General features: G+C 68.5%; 19 protein-coding genes. 10 read left to right on the top strand and 9 right to left on the bottom strand.

The features are described from left to right. The first annotated feature begins 1 nt into the window (after position 1). The 5 genes from K2L43_RS02515 (at position 2) to K2L43_RS02495 (ending at position 6,057) form a co-directional block, all read left to right on the top strand. Positions 2-1,327, top strand: coding sequence for an ABC transporter substrate-binding protein (locus tag K2L43_RS02515; RefSeq protein ID WP_220638438.1), 1,326 nt, complete (start codon positions 2-4; stop codon positions 1,325-1,327). A gap of 196 nt (positions 1,328-1,523) precedes the next feature. Continuing rightward, the gene (locus K2L43_RS02510; RefSeq protein WP_220638437.1) at positions 1,524-2,333 is read left to right on the top strand and encodes an ABC transporter ATP-binding protein; all 810 of its coding nucleotides are present in this window, start codon (positions 1,524-1,526) and stop codon (positions 2,331-2,333) included. A gap of 92 nt (positions 2,334-2,425) precedes the next feature. Beyond that, entirely contained in the window at positions 2,426-3,673 is a 1,248-nt protein-coding gene (locus K2L43_RS02505) for a phenylacetate--CoA ligase family protein (protein WP_220638436.1), read from the top strand. Between the two features lie 191 nt (positions 3,674-3,864). Then, complete coding sequence (locus tag K2L43_RS02500) at positions 3,865-4,854, top strand: tripartite tricarboxylate transporter substrate-binding protein (RefSeq protein WP_011803923.1); 990 nt, start codon at positions 3,865-3,867, stop codon at positions 4,852-4,854. 165 nt (positions 4,855-5,019) lie between these two features. Continuing rightward, positions 5,020-6,057: a tripartite tricarboxylate transporter substrate binding protein gene (locus tag K2L43_RS02495; RefSeq protein WP_220638435.1), complete on the top strand. Its 1,038-nt coding sequence runs from the start codon at positions 5,020-5,022 to the stop codon at positions 6,055-6,057. 37 nt (positions 6,058-6,094) lie between these two features. Here the strand turns inward: K2L43_RS02495 and K2L43_RS02490 are convergent, their stop codons facing one another. Both K2L43_RS02490 and K2L43_RS02485 read right to left on the bottom strand, forming a co-directional pair. After that, complete coding sequence (locus K2L43_RS02490) at positions 6,095-6,418, bottom strand: DUF1840 domain-containing protein (RefSeq protein WP_011803921.1); 324 nt, start codon at positions 6,416-6,418, stop codon at positions 6,095-6,097. A gap of 20 nt (positions 6,419-6,438) precedes the next feature. Beyond that, a complete protein-coding gene (locus tag K2L43_RS02485) occupies positions 6,439-7,722 on the bottom strand; it encodes a class I SAM-dependent methyltransferase (RefSeq protein WP_011803920.1) in 1,284 nt (427 codons plus the stop codon). A 289-nt stretch (positions 7,723-8,011) separates the two neighbouring features. Between K2L43_RS02485 and K2L43_RS02480 the strand changes: the two genes are divergently transcribed. Then, positions 8,012-8,182 (top strand): hypothetical protein, encoded by a 171-nt coding sequence (locus K2L43_RS02480; protein WP_011803919.1) that lies wholly within the window; start codon positions 8,012-8,014, stop codon positions 8,180-8,182. Positions 8,183-8,297: 115 nt separating this feature from the next. After that, positions 8,298-8,852, top strand: a complete 555-nt coding sequence (locus tag K2L43_RS02475) for a hypothetical protein (RefSeq protein ID WP_253940094.1) — start codon at positions 8,298-8,300, stop codon at positions 8,850-8,852. 69 nt (positions 8,853-8,921) lie between these two features. On the opposite strand, the gene K2L43_RS02470 is transcribed toward K2L43_RS02475, so the two are convergent. Then, entirely contained in the window at positions 8,922-9,593 is a 672-nt protein-coding gene (locus K2L43_RS02470) for a DNA-3-methyladenine glycosylase I (protein ID WP_220638434.1), read from the bottom strand. Between the two features lie 74 nt (positions 9,594-9,667). Between K2L43_RS02470 and K2L43_RS02465 the strand changes: the two genes are divergently transcribed. Then, complete coding sequence (locus tag K2L43_RS02465; protein WP_220638433.1) at positions 9,668-10,813, top strand: aminopeptidase; 1,146 nt, start codon at positions 9,668-9,670, stop codon at positions 10,811-10,813. Between the two features lie 84 nt (positions 10,814-10,897). On the opposite strand, the gene K2L43_RS02460 is transcribed toward K2L43_RS02465, so the two are convergent. From K2L43_RS02460 to K2L43_RS02445, 4 genes are all read right to left on the bottom strand, one after another. Continuing rightward, the gene (locus tag K2L43_RS02460; protein ID WP_220638432.1) at positions 10,898-11,155 is read right to left on the bottom strand and encodes an acyl-CoA-binding protein; all 258 of its coding nucleotides are present in this window, start codon (positions 11,153-11,155) and stop codon (positions 10,898-10,900) included. An 84-nt stretch (positions 11,156-11,239) separates the two neighbouring features. Further along, entirely contained in the window at positions 11,240-12,340 is a 1,101-nt protein-coding gene (locus tag K2L43_RS02455; RefSeq protein ID WP_220638431.1) for a M14 family metallopeptidase, read from the bottom strand. Positions 12,341-12,440: 100 nt separating this feature from the next. Further along, on the bottom strand, positions 12,441-13,646 hold the full coding sequence (locus tag K2L43_RS02450; protein WP_012655485.1) for a M20 aminoacylase family protein: 1,206 nt from the start codon (positions 13,644-13,646) through the stop codon (positions 12,441-12,443). A gap of 115 nt (positions 13,647-13,761) precedes the next feature. After that, the gene (locus K2L43_RS02445; RefSeq protein WP_220638430.1) at positions 13,762-14,910 is read right to left on the bottom strand and encodes an ABC transporter substrate-binding protein; all 1,149 of its coding nucleotides are present in this window, start codon (positions 14,908-14,910) and stop codon (positions 13,762-13,764) included. A gap of 121 nt (positions 14,911-15,031) precedes the next feature. Here K2L43_RS02445 and K2L43_RS02440 point away from each other — a divergent pair, with 121 nt between their 5' ends. Next, a complete protein-coding gene (locus K2L43_RS02440; RefSeq protein ID WP_220638429.1) occupies positions 15,032-17,098 on the top strand; it encodes a molybdopterin-dependent oxidoreductase in 2,067 nt (688 codons plus the stop codon). Between the two features lie 64 nt (positions 17,099-17,162). Here K2L43_RS02440 and K2L43_RS02435 read toward each other — a convergent pair whose 3' ends face one another. Both K2L43_RS02435 and K2L43_RS02430 read right to left on the bottom strand, forming a co-directional pair. Further along, a complete protein-coding gene (locus tag K2L43_RS02435; RefSeq protein ID WP_220638428.1) occupies positions 17,163-18,131 on the bottom strand; it encodes a tripartite tricarboxylate transporter substrate binding protein in 969 nt (322 codons plus the stop codon). 76 nt (positions 18,132-18,207) lie between these two features. After that, entirely contained in the window at positions 18,208-19,191 is a 984-nt protein-coding gene (locus tag K2L43_RS02430) for a fumarylacetoacetate hydrolase family protein (RefSeq protein WP_011803909.1), read from the bottom strand. A gap of 115 nt (positions 19,192-19,306) precedes the next feature. On the opposite strand from K2L43_RS02430, the gene K2L43_RS02425 reads away from it, so the two are divergent. After that, a complete protein-coding gene (locus tag K2L43_RS02425) occupies positions 19,307-20,095 on the top strand; it encodes an IclR family transcriptional regulator (protein WP_103738175.1) in 789 nt (262 codons plus the stop codon). Positions 20,096-20,099 lie beyond the last annotated feature (4 nt).

The following is a 20,099-nucleotide window of genomic DNA, read 5'->3' as shown; positions in this document are numbered from 1 at the left end:
CATGAAATTCACCCGACTCGCTGCGGCCGCCACGGTGGCCTGCACCCTGGCCGGCTTTGCAGGCGCCGCCGCCGCCCAGGCCAAGGAACAGTTCTTCCCCCTGCTGTCGTACCGCACGGGCCCCTACGCACCCAACGGCGTGCCATGGGCCAACGGCAAGCAGGACTACATCAAGATGATCAACGCGCGCGACGGCGGCGTGAACGGCGTGAAGCTGACCTGGGAAGAGTGCGAGACCGGCTACGCCACCGACCGCGGCGTGGAGTGCTACGAGCGTCTGAAGAGCCGCCCCGGCGTGACGCTGTTCGACCCGCAGGCCACCGGCATCACCTTCGCGCTGACCGAGAAGGCGCCCGTGGACAAGATCCCGCTGATGACGCTGGGCTACGGCCTGTCGGTCGCGCAGGACGGCATGGCGTTCAAGTGGAACTTCCCCTACATGGGCAGCTACTGGACCGGTGCCGACATCCTGATCCAGCACATCGGCAAGAGTGCCGGCGGCCTGGACAAGCTCAAGGGCAAGAAGATCGCGCTGGTCTACCACGACAGCCCGTTCGGCAAGGAGCCGATCCCCCTGCTGCAGGAGCGCTCCAAGATGCACGGCTTCGAGCTGCAGATGCTGCCCGTGACCGCGCCCGGCGTGGAGCAGAAGGCCACCTGGCTGCAGGTGCGCCAGAGCCGCCCCGACTACGTGCTGCTGTGGGGCTGGGGCGTGATGAACTCCACCGCCCTGAAGGAAGCCCAGGCCACCGGCTACCCGCGCGACAAGATGTACGGCGTGTGGTGGGCCGGTGCCGAGCCGGACGTGCGCGACGTGGGCGATGGCGCCAAGGGCTACCACGCACTGGCGCTCAACGGCCATGGCACGCAGTCCAAGGTCATGCAGGACATCCTCAAGCACGTGCACGGCGCCAACCAGGGCACGGGCCCCAAGGACGAAGTGGGCTCGGTGCTGTACACGCGCGGCGTGATCATCCAGATGCTGGGCGTGGAGGCCGTGCGCCGCGCGCAGGAGCGCTTCGGCAAGGGCAAGGTCATGACCGGCGAGCAGGTGCGTTGGGGCATGGAAAACCTGGCGCTGGACCAGAAAAAACTGGACGCGCTGGGCTTCACCGACCTGATGCGCCCGCTGTCCACCAGCTGCGCGGACCACATGGGTTCTACCTGGGCCCGCGTGCACACCTGGGACGGCAAGCAGTGGAAGTTCTCGTCCGACTGGTACCAGGCCGATGAGCAGGTCATCAAGCCTATGGTCAAGGCCGGCGCGGACAAGTACCTCGCCGACAAGAAGATGTCCCGGCGCGAAGCGGGCGACTGCCAGTCCTAAGGACGTCCCCTGAGGCGCTGCGCGCCATCGTCCTTCTCATCGGGAAGGGGGATGGCGCCGGTGGTCGGGCAAGACCCGTTCCACGGCGCCCGCTGGCGCGGGTTGCGCCAGGTTCAAGCGGCTGCGCAGGGCAGCCGCCAATCGAGAGGGCTGTGGCGACAGCCCTGCCGATTGGCACCACTACAAGGGCAAGGCTATGGAGTCCAGAAACATCGTTCTCAGCGTCAATGGCATCGAGGTCATCTACAACCATGTGATCCTGGTGCTCAAGGGCGTGTCGCTGCAACTGCCCGAGAAGGGCATCGTCGCCCTGCTGGGCGGCAACGGCGCGGGCAAGACGACCACGCTGCGCGCGATCTCCAACCTGCTCAAGGGCGAGCGCGGCGAGGTCACCAAGGGCAGCATCGAGCTGCGCGGCGAGCAGATCCAGAACCTCTCGCCCGCCGACCTGGTCAAGCGCGGCGTGGTGCAGGTCATGGAGGGGCGCCACTGCTTCGCCCACCTGACCATCGAGGAAAACCTGCTCACCGGCGCCTACACCCGCACCGACAAGGCCGAGATCGCGGCCAACCTGGAGAAGGTCTACACCTACTTCCCGCGCCTGAAGACGCGGCGCACCAGCCAGGCGGCCTACACCTCGGGTGGCGAGCAGCAGATGTGCGCCATCGGCCGGGCCATCATGTGCAACCCCTCCATCGTGCTGCTGGACGAGCCCTCGATGGGCCTGGCGCCGCAGATCGTGGAAGAGGTGTTCAACATCGTGAAGGATCTCAACGCCAAGGAAGGCACCACCTTCCTGCTGGCCGAGCAGAACACCAACATGGCCCTGAAGTACGCCGACTACGGCTACATCATGGAAAGCGGCCGCATCGTCATGGACGGGCCCGCGCAGGAGCTGGCCAGCAACGAGGACGTCAAGGAGTTCTACCTGGGCGTGGGCGGCGGCGAGCGCAAGAGCTTCAAGGACGTCAAGAGCTACAAGCGCCGCAAGCGCTGGCTGGCCTAATTACTCTCAAATTAATAGCTGCTAGCGCTTGACAGGCAAGCGCTTAAGGCCGATTTTGCCCTAAACCCCTCCCAACGACAGGAGACCCAGGCATGAGCATGTTCTACGACGCCCTGGAAACCCGCGCCCCCGCCGAGCGCGAAGCCGCCCTCATGGCGGCCCTGCCCCGGCAGATCGCCCACGCCCAGCAGGCCAGCCCCGCCTTCGCCGACATCCTGGCGGGCGTGGACGCCACCACCATCACCGACCGCGCCGCGCTGGCCCGCCTGCCCGTCACGCGCAAGTACGAACTGCTGGAGCGCCAGCAGGCGCAGCGCGGCCAGAATGCGTTCGGCGGCTTCAGCGCCCTGGCATTCGGGCGCCACATGCCCCGCGTGTTCGCCAGCCCCGGCACCATCTATGAGCCCGAGGGCGCGCGGCCGGACTACTGGCGCATGGCACGCGCCATGTATGCCGCGGGGTTTCGCCCCGGCGAGCTGATCCACAACAGCTTCAGCTACCACTTCGTGCCTGCCGGATCGATGATGGAGACTGGCGCCCACGCGCTGGGCTGCACGGTCTTTCCGGGCGGCACGGGGCAGACCGAGCAGCAGGTGCAGGCCATGGCCGAGCTGCGCCCGGCCGGCTACATCGGCACGCCCAGCTTCCTGAAGATCATCCTCGACAAGGCCCACGAACACGGCGTGGCGCTGCCCAGCGTGACCAAGGCGCTGGTCTCGGGCGAGGCCTTCCCGCCCTCGCTGCGCGACTGGCTGGCCGCGCGCGGCGTGACGGGCTACCAGTGCTACGCCACGGCAGACCTGGGCCTGATCGCCTATGAGACCAGCGCGCGCGAAGGCCTGGTGCTGGACGAGGGCGTGATCGTCGAGATCGTGCGCCCGGGCACCGGCGACCCGGTGCCCGAGGGCGAAGTGGGCGAGCTGGTCATCACCACGCTGAACCCCGACTACCCGCTGATCCGCTTCGGCACCGGCGACCTGTCGGCCGTATTGCCGGGCCAGTGCCCCACGGGCCGCACCAACACCCGCATCAAGGGCTGGATGGGCCGCGCGGACCAGACCACCAAAGTGCGCGGCATGTTCGTGCACCCCGGCCAGATTGCCAGCGTGGTCAAGCGCTTCCCCCAAGTGCAGCGCGCGCGGCTGGTGGTCAGCGGCGAGATGGCCAACGACCAGATGGTGCTGCAGGTGGAGACCACGGAAACCGCCGCAGGCATGGCCCAGCAACTGGCCGAAGCGCTGCGCGAAGTGACCAAGCTGCGCGGCGACGTGCAGATGGTGCCTCCCGGCAGCCTGCCCAACGACGGCAAGGTCATCGAAGACGCGCGCAGCTACCGCTGATGCCCCGCGGGGCGGCCGGCCGGCGCCGTCCGTCGCCACGGCGTCGTGCGCGGCACACAAGCCGCCCGCAGCCGCGTCAACCCCCTGGGGTCAAACGTCGCCCATTTGTCAGGCGGTGCGGCCTCGGGGGTTTCCTTGATGTCCGGCACGCCGTTTCTCTCTATGATTGCGCCTCTTTTCCAAGGAGCATCATGAGAACGACATTCAAGATCGCCGTGGGAGCGGCCGCCATCCTGGCTGCATTCGGCGCATCCGCCCAGGCCTATCCGGTCAAAGACAAGAACATCACCATCGTCGTGCCCTTCTCGGCCGGCGGCCCCACCGACCGCGTGGCCCGTGACCTGGCAGAGGCCCTGCGCAAGCCCCTGGGCGGTGCCACGGTCGTCGTCGAAAACGCCGCCGGTGCAGGCAGCACCATTGGCGCAGCCAAGGTGGCCCGTGCACAGCCGGACGGCTACACCCTGCTGCTGAACCACATCGGCATGGCCACCATCCCCACGCTGTACCGCAAGCTGTCGTTCAACGTGTTGAACGACTTCGAGTTCCTGGGTATCGTCAACGACGTGCCCATGACCATCATCTCGCGCCCGACGCTGGAGGCCAAGAACTACAAGGAATTGGCCACCTGGATTGCGCAGAACAAGGAAAAGGTGAACCTGGGCCACTCCGGCCTGGGCTCGGCCGGCCATCTGTGCGGCCTGATGTTCCAGCACGCGCTGCAGTCGCACATGACGCCCGTGGCCTACAAGGGCGCGGCGCCCGCCATCACCGACCTGATTGGCGGCCAGATCGACCTGATGTGCGACCAGACCACCAACACCACGACGCAGATCGAGGGCAAGAAGGTCAAGGCCTTTGCCGTGACCACCAACCAGCGCCTGACGATGCCGTCGCTCAAGGACTTGCCGACGCTGCAGGAAAGCGGCCTGAAAGACTTCAACGTCTCCGTCTGGCATGGCCTGTATGCCCCCAAGGGCACGCCCGCCGCCGTGCTGACGCGCATCAACGAAGCGCTGCAAGTGGCCGTGAAGGATCCTGACTTCATCAAGAAGCAGGAAGGCCTGGGCGCCGTGGTGGTGGCCGACAAGCGCGTGCTGCCGGCCGAACACAAGAAGTTCGTGCAGTCCGAAATCGAAAAGTGGGGCATGGTGATCAAGGCAGCCGGCACTTACGCCGACTGATCTGCGCCAGCGCGGCGGGCGCGTCCGTCCGCCCGCCTTTCCTACCAACGCCCGGTGCCCGCGCACCGGGCGTTTTTTCATGGGAACTGCGGGTAATCCTGCTGCCCCTGCGCGGCTGCGGCGCCTACAACCGAAGCCTTCTTTCACGCTTTTTGGAAAGACCGCATGCCGCACACATCCAGCCCACGCCGCACCCCACCGCGCCGCCAGGCCCTGCGCGCCATCGGGGCGCTTCTCGCATTGGGCCTGGGCGCCACGGGCGCCGCGTATGCCCAAGCCAGCCCATGGCCGGCCAAGCCGGTCCGCATCGTGGTGCCGTTCGCCGCCGGGGGTACCACCGACATCCTGGCGCGTGCCATTGCACCCGAGCTGGGCAAGGCCTTTGGCCAGCAGTTCATCGTGGACAACCGCGGCGGCGCGGGAGGCAACATCGGTGCCGAACTGGTGGCCAGGTCCGCCCCTGACGGATACACGCTGCTGATGGGCACCGTGGGCACGCATGGCATCAACCGCGCGCTGTACAAGCAGCTACCCTACGACCCGATCAAGGACTTCGCGCCCGTGACGCTTGTCGCGTCGGTGCCCAACGTGATGGTCATGAACACCGAGAAGGCGCGCAGCCTGGGCATCAACACCGTGCAGGACTTCATCCGCTATGCCCAAGCCAACCCGGGCAAGCTCAACATGGCGTCCAGCGGCAACGGCACCTCGATCCACCTGGCCGGCGAGCTGTTCAAAAGCATGACCGGCACCTACATGCTGCACATGCCCTACCGCGGATCTGCGCCCGCGCTGCTGGACATGGTGGGCGGCAACATGGACGTGATGTTCGACAACCTGCCCTCCTCCATGGCCCATATCAAGGGCGGCAAGCTCAAGGCGCTGGCGGTCACCAGCGCGAAACGCTCCACCGCCCTGCCCGACGTCCCCACGGTGGAAGAGGCCGGCGGCCCCGCGCTCAAGGGCTTCGAAGCCAGTTCATGGTTCGGACTGCTGGCGCCCGCGGGCACGCCGGCCGACATCGTCCAGCGCGTCCAGCAGGAGGTGGCCAAGGCGCTGGCCACCCCTGCCGTCAAGGAGCGACTGCTGTCCCAGGGAGCGATTCCCGGCGGCAATACCAGCGCCGAATTTGCCAGCCTGATCGACCGCGAGCACCGCAAATGGGCGCAGGTGGTGAAGGCGTCGGGTGCGAAGGTGGATTGAAGAGCGGATGCGCGCGCCCGCCAGGGCGCGCTGCGCGTCACCAGACCACGTCGCAATCCTCGGCGGCGCTGCGGCGCAGCATGTCGATGAAGGGCGCCGCGCGCTGGCGCAGGCGCACGCCGTCGCCGCGAGGGGCCTCTTCCTCGGTCTGATCGTCCTCGTCCGGGGCGGTGGCCGCTGCAGCGGCCTCTTCAACCGCTACCGCCTCTTCCAGCGCGCGGATGGCGGCAGGAATCTGCGCGGCGGTGATGATGCCGTGCGGCTCATTCGGCGACTTGCCGATGATCTCCAGCAGCTGTTTGCCATTGGGCTCAAGCATGATGACGTCGGCGGTGGCGCGGGATTTGAATTTGAAAAGCATCGAAGTTCCAGGACAAAGGATCAGTGGGTGGCCGCAGGGCCTTCGTACATGTAGGCGCGGCTGAAAGGATAGTCGGACTGCGCACCCTTGAGCACGCCATCTTCCACGTGGCCCGTGGGCCGCACGGCCAGCATCTGGTGCAGCGCGGTCCAGCCGCGCTCGAAGGCCAGGGCGCAGCCCGCCAGGTACAGCCGGTAGGCGCGCAGCGCCTTCTCGCCGCGTTCCTTGCCGTGCTGCGCGACCAGCACGCTGCGCGCCTCGTCCTGACGGGCCTCCAGCGCATCCGACCAGGCCCACAGCGTGCGGGCGTAGTGGGGACGCAGGTTCTCCGTGTCCACCATCTCCAGCCCGGCCCGGGCCATGTCGTGCAGCACCGCGCTCACATGCAGTAGTTCGCCGCCGGGGAAGATGTAGCGCTCGATGAAATCGCCCAAGCCGGCGCCCAGCCGGGGGTTGTCCAGCCCGCCCGATGTGATGCCGTGGTTGAGCAGCAGGCCGCCCGGGCGCAGCAGACGGTGCACGGTGGCGAAGTACCGCTCCATCTGCGAACGGCCCACATGTTCGAACATGCCGACCGAGGCAATCTTGTCGAACGGCTGCTCCACCTGCAGTTCACGGTAGTCCAGCAACTGCATGCGCACACGACCCTGTAGGCCGCGCTCCGCGATGAGCCGCTGCACATGCGCATGCTGGTTGCGCGACAGCGTGATGCCCGTGGCGTCCACACCATACTCCTGCGCGGCCCACAGCAGCAGCCCGCCCCAGCCGGCGCCAATGTCCAGAAAGCGGTCGCCGGGACGCAGCAGGAGCTTGCGGCAGATGTGGTCCAGCTTGGCCTCCTGTGCCTGGGCCAAGCTCATGTCAGGCGTGCGGTAATAGGCGCAGGAATAGACGCGCCGCGGGTCCAGCCACAGGGCGTAGAAGTCGTCGGACAGGTCGTAGTGGAACTGGATATTGCGTGCGTCATGGGACAGGGTGTGCGCCGCCATCGAGCGCGCACGCAGCAACACGCGCTGCCACCCAGTCGCCGGTCCCTCGTGCGTGGGGTTCTGCTTGAGCAGCGCCGCGGCCGCCGTCATCAACTGGCGCATGCTGCCTTCCAACGCTACGCGGCCTTCGACGATGGCCGCGCCCACGTTGCCAATCTCACCCATGGCCAGGGCCACCACGGCCATGCGGTCGCGAAAACGCAACCGCAGGTCGGCATTGGCGTCACCCAGGCGCGCGCCGTCGGGCAGTTCGACAGCTACCCCTACAGGGGAAAGCGCCAGGCTGGCCTCCAGGGAGTGGAGCAGATGCTTCATGACATGTCCCTCGGTCTCCATGACAACTGCCATTCTTGAAGGGCGCGGGCAGGCCCGTCAATGGGCGCTGGCCGACATGCCGGCAAGGTGCTGTCTGACAGGTGCCGCGCGCACCGCCACCGGCAATGGCGCGGCAAAATTGCGGTGGATGTCCCGCCAGACATGCGCCACCAGCTCATTGATTAATAGCATATTTGGTATCACGGCTGGCACACCCCTCGGCCTTGGAAGGGCGCTCGCGGCTATGGCCTAATAGGGAGTTTTCACCGTTTTCATTTCAGGAGCCATCATGGGCAACAAAATCGTCACCGAAGCCGACCGTAAGCGCACACCCCGTCCCACCCCCATGCCCGGCATGGCAGTGACCACGCACGGCCGCGGCCAGCGCGTGAGCCTGGAGCGCGGCGTGGCCACGCGCAGCAAGAAAAACCCCGGCAAGCGCGCCAACCAGGGCGGCTGATCGCCCCTTTTTGCCCGGCTTAGCCTGCAAGCCCTCTTCGGAGGGCTTTTTCATGGGCGGCACTGCACGCCGCCCGTGCCGCACCATCGCCGCATTCCCGCTACCGGAAGGCCCCATGCCCCAGACGCCCGCGCCACTGTCTCCCGAAGATGCCGCCGCGCTGTACCAGGCCCTGCGCGCCGAGGGCATGGCCGACGCCCTCACCACGCTGCACATCGGTGGCGCGCACACGCGGCTGCTGAGCGGCGCCGCAGACGCGCCCGCGCTGCTGCGCACGCTGGACATCGGCGCGCGCGTGACGGCCGCCACCTGCTTTGCCCACCAGCCGCCCACGGAGGCCGAGATGGAGCACGCGATCATGCTGGTGGAAGATGCGGTGATGCCGGTGCGCGACCTGCTGGCGCCCGGCTCCACGCTCTACACAGCCGACGGCGGCATACGCCAGATCGCGCTGGCTGCGGGCCTACCGGCGCAGCCGGAGTTGCGCCTGCCGCTGGAAGCGGTGGAGCACACCTTCAACCGCCTGGCCGCCCTCAGCCTGGGGCGCCCCGCCACGCAGGACACCCTTGCGCAGGACAACGCCTTCGCGGCCACGCTGCTCATCCTGCGCGAGTGCCTGCACCATCTGGGGTTCGACCACATCGTGGTCCGGTCCGACGCGGTGGTCTAGGGCCTGTTCACACTATTTTCGCCAGTGCGAATAGCGTGAGCAGGCCTTAAGCCGGCTTTGGGGCGCGCATCAGCCCGCAGCGGGGGGTGTGAACGCGGCGCGCGCGGCCTCTGCCGCAGCGCGTGCGCCGCAGCCCTCCAGGTGGTCGTTGACCAGCCCCATGGCCTGCATGAAGGCATACATGGTGGTCGGACCCACGAAGCTGAACCCACGCTTCTTCATATCCTTGGACAGCGCCACCGACGCCGCCGAGGTGGTCATCGCACGCACCGCAGGCAGCGTCATGCGCTCGGGCCGCTGCTGCGCGGCCAGGGGCGCATAGCGCCACACATAGTGCGCCAGCGACCCGAACTCGCGGCGCAGCTCCAGCACGCGGCGCGCATTGTTGATGGCCGACTCGATCTTGCCGCGGTGGCGCACGATACCGGCGTTGCCCATCAGTTGGTCCACCTCGGCGGCGCCGAAGTCTGCCAGCGGCTCGGCCTCGAACTGCGCCAGCGCCGCGCGGAAGGCCTCGCGCTTGTTCAGGATGGTGATCCACGACAAGCCGGCCTGGAACCCCTCCAGGCAGAGCTTCTCGAACAGGCGGCGCTCGTCTGTCACCGGGAAGCCCCATTCGTGGTCGTGGTAGTGCCGGTACAGCGGGCTGGCGCGGCACCAGAAGCAGCGCGCATGGCCGCCCTCGTCGGTGAACAGGCCACTGGCCTCGTCCGGGGGGGAGGGTTCGGTGGTTTCGAGCATGGGGGCATTGTGGGGGTTGGGTCGCATGGCGCAAGAACGTCTTGCTATGCTTGGCCGCACCCGCCTCCGCCACCATGAGCACATCCACCCCATCGCCCCGGCGCCCGTGGCCGCTGCTGGCAGCCGCGCTGCTGCTGGGCGGCTGCGCCCAGTCGGGCGGCACGTTGGGCTACTACTGGCAGTCCCTGCGCGGGCACCTGGAGATCATGAACGCCGCGCGCCCGGCGCAGGAGTGGATCACCCACCCCGACACCTCCGCGCCGCTGCGCGAGCGGCTGCAGCTGGCCCAGCGCGCCCGGGCGTTCGCGGTGGACGAGCTGGCCCTGCCCGACAACGCCAGCTACCGCCGCTATGCGCGCCTGGACCGCACGGCTGCCGTGTGGAACGTGGCGGCGGCGGGCCCCTATTCGCTCACGCTGCACCGCTGGTGCTTTCCGATCACCGGCTGCATCGGCTACCGCGGCTACTTCGACGAGCCCGGCGCACGGGCCGAGGCCGCGCGCCTGGCGGCCACCGGACTGGAGGTCAGCGTGTACGGCGTACCCGCGTATTCCACGCTGGGCTACAGCAACTGGATGGGGGGCGACCCGCTGCTGTCCACCTTCATCGGCTGGCCCGAGGGCGACTTCGTGCGGCTGCTGCTGCACGAATTGGCGCACCAGGTGGCGTATGCCGAGGGCGATACCGCCTTCAACGAATCCTACGCCACGGCAGTGGAGCGGCTGGGCGTGCAGCGCTGGCTGCAGCAGCACGCCACCCCGGCCACCCGCGCCCAGTTCGCGGCCAGCGAGGAGCGCCGCGCGCAATGGCGCGCGCTGACCCAGGTAACGCGCCAGCGCCTGGCCGAGATTTATGCATCAAATGGGGCTGTAGCGCCCGACTATCAAGCGCTATCAGCTATGAAAAAAGAAGCAATGCAGGACTTCCGCGCCGCCTATGCCACGCTGCGCGCGCGCTGGCTGGCCGCACACGTCCCCGAGGCACAGCTGGCGACGCTGGACCGTTGGGTGCGCGATGCCAACAACGCCAGCTTCGCCGCGCAGGCGGCTTATGACGAAGGGGTGCCCGCGTTCATGGCGCTGTTCGAGCGCGAGGGGCGCGACTGGCCGCGCTTTCATGCAGCCGTGCGGGCGCTGGCCCAGGCGCCGCAGGCCGAGCGCACCGCCGCGCTGCAGGCGCTGGCGCCACAGCCGCCCCGGGTGGCCCACGGCGGAGGCTGACGCCGCGTTGCCCGCCCCCGCGTGCCTGCTGCGGCTTCGCGGCCTGGGGGACGGTTGGCCCGCACGCTGGCGGGCCCACAGCGCTCAGCCGCGCAGGGATTCGATCAAGTCGATGTACTGCTGCTTGGCCTCGTCGCCGGACGTGCCCTTGAGCTTTTCCCAAGCGTCCCACTTGGCGCGCCCCACGATGTCAGAGAAGCTCGGCTTCTTCTCGGCGTTGTCGCCGGCGGTGGCCTGCTTGTACAACGCATAGATCTTCAGCAGCGTCGGGTTGTCGGGGCGCTCGCTGAGGTTCTTGGAATTGGCCACGGCGGCCTCGAAGGTGGCGTTCAGATCGGACATGGAGTGTCTCCGGTTCAGGGTTGGTATCGCCGCACAGTGTAGTCAAAACACGAACGACCGTTCTTTTTTAAAGCCTCCCCAGGATCACGCCATGCACAGCCCATCCACGGCCTGGAACAGCACCTGCCGCGCCTGGCTGATCACCTGGCCCTTCCAGGCGTCGGTGTCGGTGTAGAAGGCCTCGCGCATCTGGGCATGGACCCGCGCAGCCAGGGCGGGCGATGCCTCGGGATGCCGGTGCAGCCAATGGTCCGCCCGCAGCGCCTGCAGCACGGCGGGCGCGGGCTGCGTGCCGAACTCCAGCGTGAGGGCCGTGACCTCCGCCTGCGGGCACTCTTCATAGGCGCTGTGGCACATCAGCCCCGTGAGCGGCGCGGAGGTGGAGGAGCCGTCTTCGGTGGACGTGACCGGCGTGGCGCCACCCCCGTCCCACCAGCGGCGCGCACGCGCCAGGGCCTGCGCCTCGTCGCGCCCCGCATGGATGCGCTCGCCATGGCCGCTCGGCCCCAGGCCCGTGTGCAGGTCCACCCAGGCGATGCGTTCGGCGCGCGCGCCCTCGCGACGCAGCACGGCGCGCAACGTGCAGTTGCTCCAGGTGGGCGCCGTGCCGCCGAAGTACAGGCCGTCCGGGTGCTGGTACTGCCCGCGGGTGATCGCCGCCTGCAGCGCCTGCAAGCCGTGCGCATCCAGCAGAACGCGCAAGGCCTGCGTATTGGCCTCGCTGGGCGGCCATTCGGGCGGCAACAAAACGGGGTGCAGCGCACTGTAGGCGGGGTTGGCCGGCAACGGCTGGCTGAAGTCCACGAAGTTGCGATTCAGGTCCACGTTTTCGTGTGTCACGCGGCGCAGGTGGGCGAAGCCGTACGGGTTGAGCGCATGCAGGTAGAGCACGGCCACACGCTGCGCCCGTGCCTTGGCGCGCCACTCGCCATCCTGCAGCGCGAACACCTGCACGCCACTGCCGCACAAGCCCTCCACGCCGTGGCAGCCGCTGCTCACGATGAGCAGACGGGGCGCGTCAAGCGGCCCATCCCGCACCACGTCCAGCGCCAGCGTCTCGCCGTTGGGGCCGCACAGCGGATGCACCTGCGGCTGCAGCGCCAGACCGGCCACCGCCGCGGCGCCAACAAATTGGGCCCGCGCCTGTGCGTAACTTGCGGCGAACGCCTGCGGGATACCGATCATCGAAACCCCCTTTGGACATGTAAAAAAGGCCCCACCGCGCAACGGTGGAGCCTGGGCATGTCAGCCGTGTGAATGCCGCCTCACGGGGACCCGGAGCCTCTCAGGCCGTGGGCTGTGCCAGCCATTGGCGCGCCAGTTCCACCCAATAGGTGCCGCCCAGCGGAATCAGCGCATCGTTGAAGTCGTAGCTGGGGTTGTGCAGTGTGCAGGGACCGCCGCCGTGGCCCATGGCGCGGTGGTCGCCGTCGCCGTTGGCGATGAACACATAGGCGCCCGGCTTGGCCTGCAGCATGAAGGAAAAATCCTCCGCACCCCCGGTGGGCTCCTGCGCCAGCACCTTGTCTTCACCCACGATGCCCACCATCACCTGGCGCGCGAACTCGGCCTCGGCCGGCGAGTTGATGGTGGGGGGGTAATTGCGCACGAACTCGAATTCGCAGCGCGCCTCGAACGCGGCGCAGGTGTGCTCGGCCACCTGCCGCATGCGGCGCTCGATCATGTCCAGCAGCTCGGTGGAGAAGGTGCGCACCGTGCCCTGCAGCTCGCAGCTGTCGGGCACTACGTTGGTGGCCTCGCCGGCGTGGATCATCGTCACCGAGATCACGCCCGCCTCGATGGGCTTCTTGTTGCGGCTGATGATGTTCTGGAACGCCTGCACCATCTGGCAGGCCACGGGCACGGGGTCGATGCCCATGTGCGGCATGGCGCCGTGGCTGCCCTTGCCGCGGATGGTGATCTTGAACTCATTGCTTGACGCCATCACCGGGCCGGGGCTCACGGCAAAGCTGCCGGCCGGCATGCCCGGCCAGTTGTGCATGCCGAACACCGCCTGCATGGGGAACCGCTCAAACAGGCCGTCCTTGATCATCTCGCGTGCGCCGCCGCCACCCTCTTCCGCCGGCTGGAAGATCAAATACACGGTGCCGTCGAAGTCGCGGTGCTTGGAGAAATACTGCGCCGCCGCCAACAGCATGGCCGTGTGGCCGTCGTGGCCGCAGGCGTGCATCCGGCCCTGGTGCTTGCTCGCATGGGCGAAGGTGTTGAACTCCTGCATGGGCAGGGCGTCGATGTCTGCGCGCAGGCCCACGGCGCGGCCGCAGGCACCGCCGTCACGGCCGTGCACGATGCCCACCACACCGGTGGTGCCCAGGCCGCGGTGGATGGGGATGCCCCATTCGGTGAGCTTGGCCGCGATCACGTCGGCCGTGCGCACCTCCTGAAAGCACAGTTCGGGATGGGCATGGATGTCGCGCCGCACCTCGGCGATGGCGGCCGCTTCGCGGGCGATGGAGTCGATGATGTTCATGGGGATCGGGCCTGTCGTCCTGGGAATGCCACAGTCTAGCCGTGCTCCCCGATCCGCGCCGAAGCGGGCCCGAAGCCCCTGCGGCCCGCCGATGGCGCCGGCGGGCGCGGGGCGCTCAGGTGCGCACGCGGCCGTCGCCGGTGAGCATGGACATCTCCACGAAGCGCGAGCCCTCATGGTCGGATGGGCTGAAGTTGACCGTAAAACCGCCCACCGAACCGCGCAGGGATTCCAGCCCCGCCACCAGGCTCTCGCGCGTGAGCTTGCCGCTGGCGTGCGCCTGCGCGTTGCGCAGCCCCTCGATGAAGACGCGCGCGGCCAGGTAGCCCTCCATGCTGGAGTAGTTGGCCTGCACGTTGCCGCCCTTCTTGATGGCCTCTTGGAATTCACGCGTGATCTGGCGCGACTGTTGGTAGGGCGAAGGCACCACCTGCGACACCACCACGCCCGCGCCGTTGGCGCCCAGCGCATCCGCCAGCGCCTGCGTGCCCACGAAGGACACGTTGTAGAACTTGCCGCCGTACCCCGCCTTGCGCGCGGCCAGCACGAACGCCGCACTGGCGGCATAGGCACCGATCTGCACGATGGCCACGGGCTGCGCCGCCACCAGCGGCGCCACGGCAGCCGTCACGTTGGCGGAGTTGCGCGCCACCGTGCCGGTCGCCACGGGCGCCAGCTTGCGCGTGGCCAGTGCGCGGGTCACGGCGTCCAGGCCAGCCTTGCCATAGGCGTCGTCCTGGTAGAAGACGCCGATGCGGTCCAGCCCCAGGTTGGTGAGCTGGCGCACGATGAGTTCGGCCTCGTCCGCGTAGGAGGCGCGCACGTGGAAGGCCAGGCGGTTGAACGGCTGGCGCAGGGATTCCGCGCCCGTGACGGGCGCGAAGAATGGCACCTTGGCCTGCGTGAACAGTGGTTGCGCGGCCAGGCTGGTGGGCGTGCCCACGTAGCCAAAGAGGGCCAGCACGTCCTCATTGATCAAGCGGCGCGTGTTCTCGGCGCAGCGGTCGGGCTCGTAGCCGTCGTCCAGCGAGCGCAGCTCGATGGTCCGCCGCCCGATGCCGCCCTGGGCGTTGACCTGGTCGAACGCCAGCTTGGCACCCGCCTGGAACTGCAGGCCCAATTGGCTGGCAGGCCCGGTCAGGGCCGCGGATTGGCCCAGCACAATGCGCGTGTCGCTCTGCGCGCGCGCCAGGGATGCGCCGGTCAGCAGGGCCGCGCCCATCCCTGCCGAGAATTGCCGGCGGCTCAACCGCGTTGAATGCATAGAAAACCCTCAGAGTAAACCATTATTGAAATAAATAAGGCACTGCGTTAAACGGAGTGCCCGGCGCGAAGTTTACCGAAGCCCGTTTCCCCCGGTCCACCCCTCACCAAAGTCCCCACACATGCTCCCCACTCCCGTCCCCGACGCTTCGGCCACCCACCAGGTGCGCGGCGCCTGCCCCCACGACTGCCCCGATACCTGCGCCCTGATCACCACCGTGGAGAACGGCCGCGCCGTGCGCGTACAGGGCAACCCGGCGCATGCGCAGACCGGCGGCGTGCTGTGCGCCAAGGTGTCGAAGTACGCCGAGCGCACCCACCATGCCGAGCGCATCCTCACGCCCCTCAGGCGCTCGGGCCCCAAGGGCAGCGGGCAGTTCACGCCGGTGAGCTGGGACGAAGCGCTGGGGGACATCGCGGCGCGCCTTGCGCACATCGCCGCGCGCGCCCCCCAGGCCATCCAGCCTTACAGCTACGCGGGCACCATGGGACTGGTGCAGGGCGAGAGCATGGACCGGCGCTTCTTCCACCGCCTGGGCGCGTCGCTGCTGGCGCGCACCATCTGCGCCACGGCCGGCGGCGAAGGCCTGGTGCACACGCTGGGTGCCAAGGTGGGAATGAAGGTGGAGTTCTTCGCCGAGGCCCAGCTCATCCTGATCTGGGGCAGCAACTCCATCGGCAGCAACCTGCATTTCTGGCGCATCGCGCAGCAGGCCAAGCGCGACGGCGCCCGCCTGGTCTGCATCGACCCGCGCAAGAGCGAGACGGCCGAGAAATGCCATGAGCACCTGCAGCTGCGCCCGGGGACCGACGCCGCGCTGGCCCTGGCGCTGATGCACGAACTGATCGTGCACGACTGGCTGGACCACGACTACCTCGCCCGGCACACACTGGGCTGGGAGCAACTGCGCGAGCGCGCCCTGCAGTGGCCGCCCGAGCGCGCGGCCGAGGTCTGCGGCCTGCCCGTGGAGCAGATCCGCCGGCTGGCGCACGACTACGGCACCACGCGGCCCGCCGCCATCCGCCTGAACTACGGCGTGCAGCGCGCGCACGGCGGCGGCAACGCGGTGCGCGCCGTGGCCTGCCTGCCTGCGCTCACCGGTGCCTGGCGCCACCGCGCGGGCGGCGTGCTGCTGTCCAGCTCCGGCCACTACCCGGTGCAGCGGGCGCAGCTGCAGCGCCCCGACCTGCTGGCCGGCCGCCGGCCGCGCAGCATCAACATGGTGACCATCGGCGACGACCTGCTGCGCGACGCCTCCCCCGCCTTCGGCCCGCGCGTCGAGGCCCTGGTGGTCTACAACAGCAACCCCGTGGCCGTGGCGCCGGACTCCGCCAAGGTGGTGCAGGGCTTTGCACGCGAGGATTTGTTCACCGTGGTGCTGGAGCATTTTCAGACCGACACCGCCGACTGGGCCGACTACATCCTGCCCGCCACCACCCAGCTGGAGCACTGGGACGTGCACCTGTCCTACGGCCACACGGACGTGCTGCTCAACCGCCCCGCGATTGCCCCCCTGGGCCAGGCGCGCAGCAATGCGCAGATCTTCCGCGACCTGGCCGCGCGCATGGGCTTCACCGAACCCTGCTTTGCCGACAGCGACGAGGCACTGTGCCGCCAGGCCTATGGCGACAGGGTGGACTTCGATCTGCTGCTGGAACAGGGCTTCGCGCCCCTGTCCGTGCCCGATGCGCCGTTCGCCGACGGCGGCTTTCCCACGCCCTCGGGCCAATGCGAGTTCTACAGCCAGCGGCTGGCCGACCAGGGGCTGGATCCGCTGCCGGGCTACGTGCCCAACCACGAGGGCGCGGGCACCTCGGCCGACTACCCGCTGGCCATGATCTCGCCGCCGGCGCGCAACTTCCTCAACTCCACCTTCGTGAACCTGCAGAGCCTGCGCGACATCGAAGGCCGCCCGCTGCTGGAGATCCACCCCGAAGATGCCGCGGCGCGCGGCATTGCCGACGGCGCCCTGGTGCGCGTGTTCAACGACCGCGGCAGCTACGCCTGCCACGCCGCGCTCAACGGACGCGCCCGTCCCGGCGTGGTGAACGGCCTGGGCGTGTGGTGGCGCAAGCTGGGCCACAACGGCACCAACGTGAACGAACTGACCAGCCAGGCCCTGACCGACCTGGGCGCGGGGCCCACGTTCTACGACTGCCGGGTGCAGGTGGAGCCGCTGGCCTCATAACTATCAAAAAGTGAGCTGTTAGCGCTTGACTGCCAAGCGCTACAGCCACTTTTGCCACCAAACCTCAATCCAGCTTCACGCCCGTGGCGGCAATGACCGGCCCCCAGCGCCGCGCCTCGGCGCGGGCCAGCGCGTGGAACTGCTCGGGCGTGCCGGCCAGCGGTTCCATGCCAAAGGCCCGCATGCGCTCCACCACCTCGGGCGCGGCCAACGCCTGATTCAGCGCGGCATTCAGCCGTGCGGTGATGGCCGTCGGCAGCCCGGCCGGGCCCAGCAGGCCCTGAAACGCATAGACCTCGGCATCGGCCACGCCCACCTCTGCCAGCGTGGGCACGTGCGGCAGCGCAGCCGCACGCCGGGCGGCGCCGATGGCCAGCGCACGCACCTTGCCCGACTGGATCACCGGCAGGCCGGCCGCAAGGTCCAGGAACATGCAGGGCACCTGGCCACCCATCACGTCCTGCACCGCCGGGGCCGCGCCGCGGTAGGGGATGTGCGTGAGGAAGGTCTGCGTGCGGTGCTTAAACAGCTCCATCGCCAGGTGGTGCGGCGAGCCGTTGCCGGGCGAGGCGTAGTTCACCTGGCCGGGGTGGGCCTTCACATAGGCCAGGAAGTCCTGGAAGGTCTGCGCCGCGAACGCCGGATTCACCACCAGCACCAGAGGAAAGCGCGACAGCCCGCCGATGTACGTGAAGTCCTTGTCCGGGTGGAAGGGCAGCCGGCGGTACAGGTGCTCGTTGTAGGCCAGCAGCGCGTTGTCCGCCGACATGACGGTGTAGCCGTCCGGCTTGGCGGTGGCGACGATCTGGCTGCCGATGTTGGTAGACGCGCCAGGCCGGTTGTCCACCACGATCTGCTGGCCCAGCCCGCCGCGCATGGCCTCGGCCACGGTGCGCGCCAGCACGTCGGTGCCGCCGCCCGCCGGGTAGGGCACCACCCAGCGGATGGGTTGGCTGGGATAGCCCGTGTCGGCACGCGCCCACGGCGCTGCTGCCGTGGCGGCACAGGCCGCCAGGAAGGTTCTGCGTTCCATCGGTTGTCTCCTTGCTCTTTTATTAATAGCTGTTCGCGCTTGATGGACGAGCGCTACGGCCCAAAATGACCTCAAACTACTGCGGCGCGGCAATGGTCTGGTCGATGGCGCCGAACAGGCTCTGGCCGGCCTTGTTCTTCATCTCGATGCGGATGGTGTCGCCATAGCGCATGAACTCGGTGCTGGGCTGGCCGTCCTGGATGGTCTCGATGCAGCGCTTTTCGGCAATGCAGCTGTAGCCCTTGGCCCAGTCCTTGTTGCTCACCGTGCCGCTGCCCACGATGGAGCCGGCGCGCACGTTGCGTGTCTTGGCGATGTGCGCGATGAGCTGGCCGAAGTGGAAGGTCATCTCCGGCCCCGCGTCGCACATGCCCACCTTGCGGCCGTTCCAGGTGGACTGCAGCGTGAGGTGCACGCGCCCGCCCTGCCAGGCGTCGCCCAGCTCGTCCAGCGTCACCGCCACGGGGCTAAAGGCGGTCGCCGGCTTGGACTGGAAGAAACCGAAGCCCTTGGCCAGTTCCGCCGGGATCAGGTTGCGCAGGCTGACGTCGTTGGCCAGCATCACCAGGCGGATGCCGTCCAGGGCCTGCTCCGGGCTGGCGCCCATCTTCACGTCGCCGGTGACGACGGCAATCTCGGCCTCAAAGTCGATGCCCATGGCCTCGCTGGGCACCACCACGTCGTCGCAGGGGCCGATGAAGTCGTCGCTGCCGCCCTGGTACATGAGCGGATCGGTGTAGAAGCTGGCGGGCACCTCGGCATTGCGCGCCTTGCGCACCAGCTCCACGTGGTTGATGTAGGCCGAGCCGTCCGCCCACTGGTAGGCGCGCGGCAGCGGCGCCATGCACTGCTGCGGATCGAAGGGGAACGGATGGCGCGCGCGGCCGGCATTGAGCTGGTCGTACAGGTCCTGCAACTGGGGCGCCATGAAGTTCCAGTCGTCCAGCACCTGCTGCAGGCGGCTGGCAATGCCGGTCGCATAATGGGCCGTGCCCAGATCGCGCGACACCACGACAAGCTGGCCGTCGCGCGATCCGTCTTTGTAGGTAGCAAGTTTCATGGGCCTGGGTCTCCGGGTGAATGCATCGCCTGCGCCGCGCGAGCCCTCTCGCCTGGCACAAATTACGATCCAGTGAATTGATTTAACTAAACAAAACTCCAAAATTCTAGTGCAGATGGACAAGGAACGCGTCGGCATTCAGTCGGTGGAGGTGGGGTTCGCGCTGCTGGACGCGCTGTCGCGCGCCCGCGGGCCGCTGATGCTCAAGGACCTGGCGCAGGAGGCCGGCATGAGCGCGGCCAAGGCCCACCGCTACCTGGTGAGCTTTCAGCGCCTGGGCCTGGTGGTGCAGGACGCCCGCAACGCCCGTTACGACCTGGGCCCTGCGGCACTCAAGTTAGGGCTTGCTTCGCTGGCACGCCTCGATGCCATGCGGCTGGCGCGCGAGCGCATGGCGCCACTCATGGATGCGCTGGGCCACACGCTGGCGCTGGCCGTCTGGGGCAACCATGGACCGACCATCGTGCACTGGGAGGAGGCGCCACGCGCGCTCACGGCCAACCTGCGCCTGGGCGACGTGATGCCGCTGCTCAGCTCCGCCACGGGCCGCTGCTTTGCCGCTTACCTGCCACGCGAGAAGACCGCCGCGCTGCTGGCCGAGGAACTCGCGCTCGCCACCCGCCAGGGCCGCGCCGACCTGCCGCACGACGAGGCCGGCGTGCAGGCACTGCTGCACGAGGTGCGCGAGCGCCGCTGCGCGCGGGTGCTGGACACGCTGCTGCCGGGCATCCACGCTTTCTGCGCGCCCGTGTTCGACGCCGGCGGCCACCTGGCCCTGGCCATCACCACGCTGGGCCCCGCCGCCACGTTCGATGCCGCCTGGGGCGGCGCGATAGAGGCCCCGCTGCGCGCCGCGGCGGAGCAGCTCTCGCGCGACCTGGGTCACGCCGCCACTCCCGGCTGAACGC

It is taken from the genome of Diaphorobacter sp. MNS-0 (assembly GCF_019602835.1).
GTDB classification, from domain to species: Bacteria; Pseudomonadota; Gammaproteobacteria; order Burkholderiales; family Burkholderiaceae_C; genus Diaphorobacter; species Diaphorobacter nitroreducens.
The sequence above is the reverse complement of the archived record's forward strand: the minus strand, read 5'-3'. Positions and strand labels throughout refer to the sequence as shown.

Coding starts and splice junctions, on each gene's coding strand:
- K2L43_RS02480 (WP_011803919.1), top strand. CDS start 8,012: ATGGGCAACAAAATCGTCACCGAAGCCGACCGTAAGCGCACACCCCGT.
- K2L43_RS02470 (WP_220638434.1), bottom strand. CDS start 9,593: ATGCTCGAAACCACCGAACCCTCCCCCCCGGACGAGGCCAGTGGCCTG.
- K2L43_RS02510 (WP_220638437.1), top strand. CDS start 1,524: ATGGAGTCCAGAAACATCGTTCTCAGCGTCAATGGCATCGAGGTCATC.
- K2L43_RS02490 (WP_011803921.1), bottom strand. CDS start 6,418: ATGCTTTTCAAATTCAAATCCCGCGCCACCGCCGACGTCATCATGCTT.
- K2L43_RS02500 (WP_011803923.1), top strand. CDS start 3,865: ATGAGAACGACATTCAAGATCGCCGTGGGAGCGGCCGCCATCCTGGCT.
- K2L43_RS02430 (WP_011803909.1), bottom strand. CDS start 19,191: ATGAAACTTGCTACCTACAAAGACGGATCGCGCGACGGCCAGCTTGTC.
- K2L43_RS02485 (WP_011803920.1), bottom strand. CDS start 7,722: ATGAAGCATCTGCTCCACTCCCTGGAGGCCAGCCTGGCGCTTTCCCCT.
- K2L43_RS02475 (WP_253940094.1), top strand. CDS start 8,298: ATGCCCCAGACGCCCGCGCCACTGTCTCCCGAAGATGCCGCCGCGCTG.
- K2L43_RS02460 (WP_220638432.1), bottom strand. CDS start 11,155: ATGTCCGATCTGAACGCCACCTTCGAGGCCGCCGTGGCCAATTCCAAG.
- K2L43_RS02450 (WP_012655485.1), bottom strand. CDS start 13,646: ATGAACATCATCGACTCCATCGCCCGCGAAGCGGCCGCCATCGCCGAG.
- K2L43_RS02495 (WP_220638435.1), top strand. CDS start 5,020: ATGCCGCACACATCCAGCCCACGCCGCACCCCACCGCGCCGCCAGGCC.
- K2L43_RS02440 (WP_220638429.1), top strand. CDS start 15,032: ATGCTCCCCACTCCCGTCCCCGACGCTTCGGCCACCCACCAGGTGCGC.
- K2L43_RS02505 (WP_220638436.1), top strand. CDS start 2,426: ATGAGCATGTTCTACGACGCCCTGGAAACCCGCGCCCCCGCCGAGCGC.
- K2L43_RS02455 (WP_220638431.1), bottom strand. CDS start 12,340: ATGATCGGTATCCCGCAGGCGTTCGCCGCAAGTTACGCACAGGCGCGG.
- K2L43_RS02515 (WP_220638438.1), top strand. CDS start 2: ATGAAATTCACCCGACTCGCTGCGGCCGCCACGGTGGCCTGCACCCTG.
- K2L43_RS02465 (WP_220638433.1), top strand. CDS start 9,668: ATGAGCACATCCACCCCATCGCCCCGGCGCCCGTGGCCGCTGCTGGCA.
- K2L43_RS02425 (WP_103738175.1), top strand. CDS start 19,307: ATGGACAAGGAACGCGTCGGCATTCAGTCGGTGGAGGTGGGGTTCGCG.
- K2L43_RS02435 (WP_220638428.1), bottom strand. CDS start 18,131: ATGGAACGCAGAACCTTCCTGGCGGCCTGTGCCGCCACGGCAGCAGCG.
- K2L43_RS02445 (WP_220638430.1), bottom strand. CDS start 14,910: ATGCATTCAACGCGGTTGAGCCGCCGGCAATTCTCGGCAGGGATGGGC.